We start from the raw sequence: 518 nt of genomic DNA, 5'->3' as shown, positions 1-518 counted from the left end.
GCCGCCTGGCAACGCAGCCTCGATGCGCTGTTCGCCCGCCACGAAGCCTTGCGCACCGTCTTCGTCGCCCATCACGGCGAGCCGTCCATTCGGTTATTGCCGCCCGAGGCCGGCGTGCCGCTGCACCTGCACGATCTGCGCGGGGTGCCCGAGGCACACGCCCTTCTCACGCAGCTCACTGCCGACGCAGCGCAAGCACCCTTCGATCTGGTGCACGGGCCGCTGATCCGCGCGCGCCTGATTCACCTGGCCGAGCACGACTACGTCTTCTTGCTCACCCAGCATCACATCATCTCCGACGGCTGGTCCCTGGGCGTGCTCGTCGGCGAGCTCAATGCGCTTTATCGCGCCTTCGTGGCCGGCCAGGACACGCCGCTTGCGCCACTGACCATCCAGTATCCCGACTACGCCGCCTGGCAGCGCCAGTGGCTCACCGGCGAGCGCGTGCAGGCGCACGGCGCGTATTGGCGGCAGCAACTGGCCGATGCGCCGGTGTTGCTGGAACTGCCCACCGACCG

The 518-nt window shown here is 68.7% G+C and carries 1 protein-coding gene; it reads left to right on the top strand.

Annotation, left to right across the window (positions count from 1 at the left end):
* On the top strand, window positions 1-518 hold a 518-nt coding region (locus tag ISS99_RS00005; protein ID WP_204629515.1), incomplete at both ends, for a condensation domain-containing protein.

It is taken from the genome of Dyella mobilis, from assembly GCF_016904945.1.
Taxonomy (GTDB): Bacteria; Pseudomonadota; Gammaproteobacteria; order Xanthomonadales; family Rhodanobacteraceae; genus Dyella_B; species Dyella_B mobilis.
This window is presented reverse-complemented; position numbering and strand designations above follow the sequence as displayed.